The 7,536-nt window shown below is 75.2% G+C and carries 8 protein-coding genes; 4 read left to right on the top strand and 4 right to left on the bottom strand.

The window, feature by feature from the left end:
* Positions 1–49 precede the first annotated feature (49 nt).
* Both ACFCX4_RS14920 and clpS read right to left on the bottom strand, forming a co-directional pair.
* A complete protein-coding gene (locus tag ACFCX4_RS14920; RefSeq protein WP_376142333.1) occupies positions 50–634 on the bottom strand; it encodes a DUF2017 domain-containing protein in 585 nt (194 codons plus the stop codon).
* A gap of 82 nt (positions 635–716) precedes the next feature.
* Positions 717–1,010: an ATP-dependent Clp protease adapter ClpS gene (clpS, locus tag ACFCX4_RS14915; RefSeq protein ID WP_350544761.1), complete on the bottom strand. Its 294-nt coding sequence runs from the start codon at positions 1,008–1,010 to the stop codon at positions 717–719.
* Positions 1,011–1,217: 207 nt separating this feature from the next.
* Here clpS and ACFCX4_RS14910 point away from each other — a divergent pair, with 207 nt between their 5' ends.
* A complete protein-coding gene (locus tag ACFCX4_RS14910; RefSeq protein WP_376142330.1) occupies positions 1,218–2,534 on the top strand; it encodes a nicotinate phosphoribosyltransferase in 1,317 nt (438 codons plus the stop codon).
* A 236-nt stretch (positions 2,535–2,770) separates the two neighbouring features.
* On the top strand, positions 2,771–3,361 hold the full coding sequence (locus ACFCX4_RS14905) for an isochorismatase family protein (RefSeq protein ID WP_376142327.1): 591 nt from the start codon (positions 2,771–2,773) through the stop codon (positions 3,359–3,361).
* A 12-nt stretch (positions 3,362–3,373) separates the two neighbouring features.
* On the opposite strand, the gene ACFCX4_RS14900 is transcribed toward ACFCX4_RS14905, so the two are convergent.
* Positions 3,374–4,420 carry a hypothetical protein gene (locus ACFCX4_RS14900; RefSeq protein WP_376142324.1) on the bottom strand — a complete coding sequence of 349 codons (1,047 nt, stop codon included), beginning with the start codon at positions 4,418–4,420 and terminating at the stop codon, positions 3,374–3,376.
* Between the two features lie 256 nt (positions 4,421–4,676).
* On the opposite strand from ACFCX4_RS14900, the gene ACFCX4_RS14895 reads away from it, so the two are divergent.
* Both ACFCX4_RS14895 and ACFCX4_RS14890 read left to right on the top strand, forming a co-directional pair.
* Positions 4,677–5,486: a hypothetical protein gene (locus ACFCX4_RS14895; RefSeq protein WP_376142321.1), complete on the top strand. Its 810-nt coding sequence runs from the start codon at positions 4,677–4,679 to the stop codon at positions 5,484–5,486.
* A 566-nt stretch (positions 5,487–6,052) separates the two neighbouring features.
* Positions 6,053–6,517 (top strand): RNA polymerase sigma factor, encoded by a 465-nt coding sequence (locus tag ACFCX4_RS14890; RefSeq protein ID WP_376142318.1) that lies wholly within the window; start codon positions 6,053–6,055, stop codon positions 6,515–6,517.
* 180 nt (positions 6,518–6,697) lie between these two features.
* On the opposite strand, the gene ACFCX4_RS14885 is transcribed toward ACFCX4_RS14890, so the two are convergent.
* Positions 6,698–7,363, bottom strand: a complete 666-nt coding sequence (locus ACFCX4_RS14885; protein WP_376142315.1) for a DinB family protein — start codon at positions 7,361–7,363, stop codon at positions 6,698–6,700.
* Between the last annotated feature and the right edge of the window lie 173 nt (positions 7,364–7,536).

Below are 7,536 nucleotides of genomic sequence, written 5' to 3'. Positions count from 1 at the left end.
CGTCCGGCATGCGGACGGGAGACCGGGGCCCTTCCCTGGGCGGGGACCGTCAGTCGGCGATCGCCTCCAGCAGCGACTCCTGGAGGGCGCCGAGCCACAGGTAGGCCATCACCAGCGGCTTGCGGTCGTCGCCGTCCGGCAGCCCGTACAGCCCCTGCTCGTCCTCGTCGGTGACCTCCAGCCGCACGCCCAGGGTCAGCCGCAGGTCGTTGAGCGCGCCCAGCCAGCGCAGGGCGGCGGCGGCGTCGAGCTCGACCAGCCCGCCCTCGCCGCCCAGGCCGTCCAGCGAGCGGACGACGTGCAGCGCGTCGTCCCGCTTGCGGGCCCGCAGGTCCAGCTCGGTGTAGCGGCGGAACTCGGCGGCGGCCTCCCGGGCCTCCTCGTCGGACGGCCGCTCCGGGTCGCCGTAGGCGTCCGGGAAGAGCCGGGCCAGCGCGGGGTCGGCGGGCGCCTCGGTGGGGCCCTCGGCGAACAGCGCCGCCAGCGGATCGGCGTCCCCCTCGCCGTCGCCGCCCGGGCCGGGGCCGATCAGCTCCAGCATCTGCACCTCCAGCGAGCGCAGGACGGAGGCCTCCAGCTCGTCCAGCGCGAGCACCGCGCTCCCGCCGCCGGCACTCTCGAACAACCCAGCCATCGGTATCGGTCAGCCCGTCTTCAGTCGTTTCGGTCGGTCGTGCGGCCCTGCGGCCCCGGCACCGCACGGTCGGTCGTGCGGGTCAGTCGTGCTGCAGGGTGGCCCACAGGCCGTAGCCGTGCATCGCCTGCACGTCGCGCTCCATCTCCTCGCGCGAACCGCTGGAGACCACCGCCCGGCCCTTGGTGTGCACCTCCATCATCAGCTTCCTGGCCTTCTCCTTCGGATAGCCGAAGTAGGCCTGGAAGACGTACTGGACGTAGCTCATCAGGTTGACCGGATCGTTGTGGACGATGGTGACCCAGGGGGTGTCCGGCTCCGTCACCGGCACGCCCTCGACCTCCGGGCGCTCGATCTCCACGGGCGCGACACTCACCGCCGGTTCCCTCCTGCCGCTCGCTTACCGGGTGGCTCCCACCCGGCCGTCACGTGATGTCCACGTGCCCCTCCAGCCCCATGCTGCCATCCGGGGGACCTCCGGGCGATTCCGGCCCCGCGCGCCCGGGGTGCTCCCGGCGCGCCCGCCGGATCTCCCCGCCGAGAAATCGTCACTTTGACGCTAAGGGGTAGTAGTATCATCCGCATGGACGCCACTTCCGTGCCCGCGGCCGGCTCGACCGCGCTGCTCACCGACCGCTACGAGCTCACCATGCTGCAGGCCGCCCTGCGCAGCGGGGCGGCGCACCGCCGCTCCGTCTTCGAGGTGTTCACCCGCCGGCTGCCCGCCGGGCGCCGCTACGGCGTGGTGGCCGGCACCGGCCGGGTCCTGGACGCCGTGGAGAGCTTCCGCTTCACCTCCGCCCAGCTCGACTGGCTCGCCGACCAGCACGTCGTCGACGAGGACACCCTGCGCTTCCTCGCCGACTACCGGTTCACCGGCGACATCCACGGCTACCCCGAGGGCGAGGCCTACTTCCCCGGCTCGCCGCTGCTCACCGTGGAGGGCAGCTTCGCCGAGGCGGTGATCCTGGAGACGGTGATCCTCTCGATCCTCAACCACGACTCGGCGATCGCCGCCGCCGCCTCCCGGATGACCTCCGCGGCGGGCGGCCGCCCGGTGATCGAGATGGGCGCCCGGCGCGCGCACGAGCGGGCCGCCGTCGCCGCCGCCCGGGCCGCCTACGTCGCCGGCTTCGGCGCCACCTCCGACCTGGAGGCCGGCTTCACCTACGGCATCCCCACCACCGGCACCGCCGCGCACGCCTTCACCCTCGTCCACGACAGCGAGCGGGACGCCTTCCGGGCGCAGATCGACTCGATGGGCCGGGGCACCACCCTGCTGGTCGACACCTTCGACCTGCACGAGGCCGTGCGGACCGCCGTCGAGGTGGCCGGCCCGGAGCTGGGCGCCGTGCGGATCGACTCCGGCGACCTCACGCTGCTCGCCCACCGGGTGCGCCGCCAGCTCGACGACCTCGGCGCCACCGGCACCCGGATCATCGTCACCTCCGACCTCGACGAGTACGCGATCGCCGCGCTCGCCGCCGCCCCGGTGGACGGCTACGGGGTCGGCACCAGCCTGGTCACCGGCAGCGGGCACCCGACCTGCGCCATGGTCTACAAGCTGGTCGCCCGCGCCGCCGGCCCCGACGGCCCGCTGGTGCCGGTCGCCAAGCGCTCGGCCGGCGCCAAGAGCAGCGTCGGCGGGCGCAAGTGGGCGGCCCGGCGGCCCGACGCGGACGGCGTCGCCGAGGCCGAGGTGGTCGGCACCGGGCCGGTCCCGGCGGACCTGGCCCCGCACGTGGTTCAGGTGCCGCTGGTGAAGGCCGGCGAGGTGGTCGGCCGCGAACCGCTGGAGGCCGCGCGCGAGCGGCACCTGCGGGCCCGGGCCGCGCTGCCGCTGTCGGCCACCCAGCTCTCCAAGGGCGACCCGGTCCTGACCACCGAACTGCGGGTGTGACACCGCCGGACGCCCGCCGGAGCCGTCCGCGTGACGGTGCGGCCGGCGCCCCGACGGTTCGTGGACGTCCACGGGCGGGAAGGGCGCCGGGCCCACCCCGGGCCTTCCGCCCCCGGATGCCACTGCCTACAGTCGACCGTAGAGTTCCCCCGCACGGGGCCCGCGCACCGGCCCCGGAACTCCCCGCACCCCGTCCCGTCCTCCGCAGGACCCCACCAGACCGAGGAACGCCACCCATGCACCGGGCACTGATCGTCGTCGACGTGCAGAACGACTTCTGCGAGGGCGGCAGCCTGGCCGTCGCCGGCGGGGCCGAGGTGGCCGCCGCGATCACCGACCTCATCGCCGAGGCCTCCCCCGGCTACCGGCACATCGTCGCCACCCGCGACAACCACATCGACCCGGGCGACCACTTCTCCGAGGACCCCGACTACGTGCACAGCTGGCCGGTGCACTGCGTCGCGGGGACGGAGGGGGTCGGCTTCCACCCCAACTTCGCCCCGTCGGTCACCTCCGGCGCGATCGAGGCGGTCTTCGACAAGGGCGCCTACACGGCGGCGTACAGCGGCTTCGAGGGCGTGGACGAGAACGACCGCGGGCCGGTCGAGTGGCTGCGGGAGCGGCAGGTCACCGAGGTGGACGTGGTCGGCATCGCGACCGACCACTGCGTCAGGGCCACCGCGCTGGACGCGGTGCGGGCCGGGTTCACCACCCGGGTGCTGCTGGAGCTGACCGCCGGGGTCGCCGCACCCACCACCGCCGCCGCGCTGGACGAACTCCGGGCGGCCGGGGTCGAACTGGTCGGCTCGCCGGTCGTCGGGGGCTGAGCCCCCGGGGGCTCAGCGCTCGGTGACCAGCAGCTCCACCACGTCGGTCCCGCCGAGCAGGAAGGCCTCGCGCAGCTCGGCGCCGACCGCGTCGGCGTCCCCGGCCAGCCGCACGCCGGAGACGTGGACCACCCGGACCCCGAGGTACTCCATCCGGTGCTGGCCGCCGCGCACCCAGGCCGCCTCGCCCTCGCTGACGCAGCGCAGCTCCGAGTCGACCTCGACCGCGACGCCCGCCCCCGGCCAGTAGAGGTCCGGCACGGCGACGAAGGTGCCGCCCCGCATCCGCAGCTCCGGGCCGGTCAGCGGGACCGGCAGCAGCCACTCGTCCACCAGCTCGCCGACCCGGTCCAGCACCCGGTCCCGCTCGGCGGCCAGCAGGTCGTCCAGCACGGCCCGCACCCGCGGGTCGGCGACCAGCCCGCACTCGGTCAGCTCGGCGGCCAACTCCCGGACCGGGCAGCACAGCTCGGGACGGCGGACGGCCTCCCGGAGCATTTCCCGGACCGGCGCCGGGCCGGCCGCCCCCGCCCCGCCCGGCCGGCCGGCGAGGGCGCGCTCCCGCGCCGTCCACTCGCACAGCGCGTCGGCCACCGCCCGGGCCACCGGCGCGCAGGCCAGCCCGTGCACCGACCGCGCCACCAGCTCCCGCTCGGTGCGCCGGATCCTGACCTCCCCGGCGTCCTTCAGCCGCCGCTGGCGGGGGACCAGCACGTCGACCCCCGTGACGGCGGGCAGCCGCGGCACCGCGGCGAAGCCGTACAGCGCGAGCGCGGCCGGGCCGGTGATCACCGCGCCCTCCCGGCGGCCCTCCTCCCGGCCGTTCTGCGCCGCGTACAGCAGGGCGGCCCACATCCGCTGCTCCGGCGAGGGCTCGCCGGGCTGCAGCAGGTAGACGCGGGGCAGCAGCCGCTGCCAGGGGCCACCGCGGCGGCAGTGGCCGCTGATGACCCGGGCCGGCACACCCCTGGCGCGCAGCTGGCCGGCGGTGAGGACGTTCTGCTGACGCTGCGCCAGTTCCTCCAGGGACGGCGGCGGCGCGGGAATCCGGTAGTTCATGCCGACACCATCCCCAACGCCCGGGGGCGAGTCGCGGCCGCCTGACGCACTGTTACCCAACCGTCGTGAAACCGGGACCAGCGCGCACTAAAGTCCGCATACCCTCACCCATTCGGAGGAATGGGTGATCAACTGCTTGTCATACTCGATCATCATCGATCGACCACCAGGACCTCTGACCCTGCGTGACCAAGCACATACGGCGAAGACACCTCCGGGCGTCACTCCAGCCCGCCGGATTGCCTACCCTTAGTACATGTCACGTGACGAGACCGCCGGCCTCCGCGCGGCCCAGCTCCGCCTCGGACGCCTGCCCGGATACGTCCGCCGGCCGGACCCGGCCCGCCGAAGCGGTGCCCAGGGCCATACCTACAAGAAGGGTTGGGAGGTCCGCTTCACCGCGCGCAGCGAAGCGGAGATAGCCGAGATCCGCGACCTCGTGGTCGCCGCCGGGTTCGCCCCCGCCCGGCCGTTCTTCAAGGGCCACCAGCTGATCCAGCCCGTCTACGGGATGGCGGCCGTCCAGGCCTACCTGGCGGCTAGACAGGTCGCCGAGGAACAGGCCGAGCGCACCGCCCACGGGCGGGCCCGGCGGGGCACCGGGGCGGCCCGGCCCGGGACGGCCACCAAGGCCGCGTACGAGGCCGTCCACGAGGCGGCCCAGGACGAACAGGAGGCACAGCAGGCGCAGCGGACCAGGAAGATCCAGCAGGCGCAGCGGACCGGGGACCCCGGACCGGCCCAGGAGACCCAGGGCGCCGGGAACCGCCGGGACACCCGGGACTTCCCGGAGTTCCGGACGGACGCCCGGAGCGGGGCCGTGGAGCACGCGACCGCGGAGCACGGGACCGCGGACACCGCCGGACCGGGCGCCCGCGGCCGGGGGCACGAGCGGGAACGACTCGCCGCCGCCACCGAGGCGGCGGGCGCCGCAGGGGCCGCGGCTGCGGCGGCCGCGCGGCTCGCCCGCCTGCGGGCGGTCGAGGTGTTCCCCGCCCAGCTCGCCCGGGGCACCTCCCCCGACGACCGGGTCGGCCCGGCGGAGAGCCACCGGACGACACCCTGACCGACACTCCGGCGAACCTCTGACGGTTCGTCAACTGTTCACCTGTACACGGCGATCCGCCGACGAAGGGCCGGGCACGCGGGATGCGTGCGACGGGGCCGGCCCACCGCCTCCGCCCCCCTGCCGGGGGGCCGTCGGCAGGGCGCTGCGCGGCATCGCCGCAGCCCGGCCGGACCGGGGCGACGCGTGCACGGTGGTGCGTCCGGTGGTGCGCACCCGGCTTCGCGCCGCAGACGTGGACGGGAACCGCCGGACCGCTTACGGTGGCACATCACACCCTCCACGGTGACGTGCGGACCAGCCCGTCACCTTCGCCGCGCCACCCTCGTTGACCGGCCACGAAGCTTCACACGTACGCCTCTGACACCACTGCGCACCACTCCCCGCCCGTCCGCGACCGCCGCACCGACCGCCGACCCTCCGCCCGGCCACCGCCGGAACCGGCCGCGCGGCGACGCCTTCCGGGCAAACCCTCCGATTGGTGACCCAGCGCACCGAGCGCCTACCGTAGAGTGAGCACAGATGATCGACCGTCAGATGCCCATCTCACTTGCCGAGAAGCCGAGATGACCCAACGTCATGACAGCACCGCCGAGCCACCCCCGGGGCCCGGCGAGCCGCCCGACCTACCGCTGGAGTTCGCGGCGTTCTGCGAACTGCACCGACCGCGGTACCTCAGCTACGCCCGGGTCTGGCTGCCCGACCCGGAACGGGCGGCCGGCGCCGTCCAGCAGGCCTTCGCCGAAATCGCGGTCCACTGGCGCGAGTTGCTGGGAAGCTCCAACCCCACCGCGCACGCCTGGCAGATCCTGCGCAGCACCGTCGAGGAGCACACCCGGGACAGCGGCCTGCCCTCCGGCCGCCCCGAGGCCCGGGAACGCCCCGGCCGGCCCGTCGACGACGACCTCGCGATCCTGCACTACGTCGTCGGCCTCGCCGCCCCCGAGATCGCCGACGTCATCGGCACCGACACCGCCAGCGTGGCCGGCCGGCTGCGGCGCACCATGCTGCGCGAGGCCTCCGGCTGGTGAGCCCCGGAGAGGCACGACCGTGAGCCGGTGAGCACCCCACCGGCTCGGGCCGAGCGCGGGCGGGAAGCACCCGGGCCCGGCCAGGAGCCGCCCGGGGTGCCCGGGACCGCCCGGTCCCGCCGAGGTCCTCCCGGCCCGGCTCGGGCCCGCTCAGACCCTCCCGGCCCGGCTGGGGCCCGCTCAGACCCGCTCGCCCGTGACGTCGTACAGGTGGTGGACCGGGTCGTGGATCAGGTAGCGGGCGAACGACTCCACCGTGAAGCGGGCCCCGTCGCTGCGGTTCCCGGTCCGGGCCCACCGATCGCCCGACACCCCCTCGAACGCCGCCGCCAGCAGCTCCGCGGCCTCCGCGAGCTCCCCCGCCACCACGGCCGGCTCCTGCTCGCCGTACCGCTCCGCGACGGCGGTCTCGTCCTGGTCCCAGTTCGCGAACAGCGGGTCGTCCTGCTCCAGCATCAGGTCCAGCCGGACGCGGAACAGCCGGAAGACGTCCCGGACGTGACACGCGTATTCGAGGTCCGACCAGATCTCCGGGCTGGGCCGACGGCGCAGCGCCCGCCCGTCACCGGCCAGCACCGCCGTCCAGCCCGCCGCGTTGGCCCTGACCATCCCGGCGACGTCCTCCCGGACGACCGCGCCGCTGTCCAGACCGCAGTCGGCGCAGGGGCGCTCCAGCACCCACGTCCAGTCCTTGGTGTCGGGAACGATCGCGTCGCCGGGGGCGGTCGTGCCGGCGGCGGTGGAGGTGGTGCCGGCGGTGTCCGCGCGCCCGGCCCCGGGCTCGAACGCGGGCTCGAACGCGGGCTCGGGCTCGGGCTCCGGTGAGGTGTGCTCTGCAGTGGTCATGCGCCCAGGATGGCCGGGCCCGGACCGCCCCCACCAGCGCCGTCCCCGCCAGCGGCCACCGAAATCCTGCCAGGCCCGGCGGCACCGCCCGCCCCGCCGCCCCCCACGGCCCCGGAGACGGGACCGAGAGCGGGCCTGGGAACGGACCCGGGACCGGGAACGCCGGGTGCCCT

Origin of the sequence: Kitasatospora sp. NPDC056327 (assembly GCF_042261735.1) — a bacterium.
Classification (GTDB): domain Bacteria; phylum Actinomycetota; class Actinomycetes; order Streptomycetales; family Streptomycetaceae; genus Kitasatospora.
Note: the sequence above shows the minus strand (reverse complement) of the source record. Positions and strands in the feature narration are given on the sequence as shown.

What these genes read in the sequence shown, in the direction of transcription:
- ACFCX4_RS14920 (WP_376142333.1), bottom strand. Translation starts at nt 634, where the DNA reads ATGGCTGGGTTGTTCGAGAGTGCCGGCGGCGGGAGCGCGGTGCTCGCG.
- ACFCX4_RS14910 (WP_376142330.1), top strand. Translation starts at nt 1,218, where the DNA reads ATGGACGCCACTTCCGTGCCCGCGGCCGGCTCGACCGCGCTGCTCACC.
- ACFCX4_RS14905 (WP_376142327.1), top strand. Translation starts at nt 2,771, where the DNA reads ATGCACCGGGCACTGATCGTCGTCGACGTGCAGAACGACTTCTGCGAG.
- ACFCX4_RS14900 (WP_376142324.1), bottom strand. Translation starts at nt 4,420, where the DNA reads ATGAACTACCGGATTCCCGCGCCGCCGCCGTCCCTGGAGGAACTGGCG.
- ACFCX4_RS14895 (WP_376142321.1), top strand. Translation starts at nt 4,677, where the DNA reads ATGTCACGTGACGAGACCGCCGGCCTCCGCGCGGCCCAGCTCCGCCTC.
- ACFCX4_RS14890 (WP_376142318.1), top strand. Translation starts at nt 6,053, where the DNA reads ATGACCCAACGTCATGACAGCACCGCCGAGCCACCCCCGGGGCCCGGC.
- ACFCX4_RS14885 (WP_376142315.1), bottom strand. Translation starts at nt 7,363, where the DNA reads ATGACCACTGCAGAGCACACCTCACCGGAGCCCGAGCCCGAGCCCGCG.